The organism is Corynebacterium sp. HMSC072D12, assembly GCF_001813925.1.
Classification (GTDB): Bacteria; Actinomycetota; Actinomycetes; order Mycobacteriales; family Mycobacteriaceae; genus Corynebacterium; species Corynebacterium aurimucosum.
On the sequence record NZ_KV814379.1, the window covers coordinates 1 to 1,476 of the forward strand.

Genomic DNA, 1,476 nt, shown 5'->3' on the forward strand with positions numbered 1-1,476 from the left:
CCCTTGGGACCTACTCCAGCCCCAGGATGCGACGAGCCGACATCGAGGTGCCAAACCATCCCGTCGATATGGACTCTTGGGGAAGATCAGCCTGTTATCCCCGGGGTACCTTTTATCCGTTGAGCGACACCACATCCACAAGTAGGTGCCGGATCACTAGTCCCGACTTTCGTCCCTGTTCGACATGTCTGTCTCACAGTCAAGCTCCCTTGTGCACTTACACTCACCACCTGATTGCCAACCAGGCTGAGGGAACCTTTGGGCGCCTCCGTTACATTTTGGGAGGCAACCGCCCCAGTTAAACTACCCACCAGGCACTGTCCCCAACCCAGATCATGGGCCAAGGTTAGACATCCAATCCGATCAGAGTGGTATTTCAACAACGACTCCACAACCACTAGCGTGGCCGCTTCATAGTCTCCCACCTATCCTACACAAACCGAACCGAACACCAATACCAAGCTATAGTGAAGGTCCCGGGGTCTTTTCGTCCTGCCGCGCGTAACGAGCATCTTTACTCGTAGTGCAATTTCACCGGGCCTGTGGTTGAGACAGCAGAGAAGTCGTTACGCCATTCGTGCAGGTCGGAACTTACCCGACAAGGAATTTCGCTACCTTAGGATGGTTATAGTTACCACCGCCGTTTACTGGGGCTTAAATTCTCAGCTTCGCAGTCAAAGACTACTAACCGGTCCTCTTAACCTTCCAGCACCGGGCAGGCGTCAGTCCATATACATCAACTTCACGTCTTCGCATGGACCTGTGTTTTTGATAAACAGTCGCTTCCCTCTATTCTCTGCGACCCCACAACCCACCACACTCGCAAGGAGTGCTTAAGTCGTGTGGTCCCCCTTCTCCCGAAGTTACGGGGGCATTTTGCCGAGTTCCTTAACCACAGTTCACCCGAACGCCTTAGTATTTTCAACCTGACCACCTGTGTCGGTTTAGGGTACGGGCCATACATCCACATCGCTAGAGGCTTTTCTCGACAGTACTAGATCACCAACTTCACCCCAATTGGGCTACGCATCACGCCTCAGGTTTAACAGCATGCGGATTTACCTACACACCACCTCACACGCTTACACCAACAATCCATTAAGCGGCATGGCTACTACACTGTGTCACCCCATCACTTGAACCACACATCAGGCCCCACGACATCAACAACCAACGTGTTCAAAGAACACATCAATCGTATCCGCGGTGGTTAGTATCAGTGCTTTATCATGGGCGCGGATATACGGGTACCAGAATATCAACTGGTTATCCATCGACTACGCCTGTCGGCCTCGCCTTAGGTCCCGACTCACCCTGGGAAGACGAACTTGACCCAGGAACCCTTAGTCATCCGGCGGGAAGGATTCTCACCTTCCAATTCGTTACTCATGCCTGCATTCTCACTCGCACACACTCCACGCCTCCTTACGGTAACGCTTCAACACATGCACGACGCTCCCCTACCCAAACAAAAAA

1 rRNA gene is annotated in these 1,476 nt (G+C 52.6%); it reads right to left on the reverse strand.

Going from position 1 to position 1,476, the window contains the following annotated elements:
* Positions 1 to 1,476: ribosomal RNA gene (locus HMPREF2943_RS00005) — 23S ribosomal RNA — on the reverse strand; the annotation flags it as partial.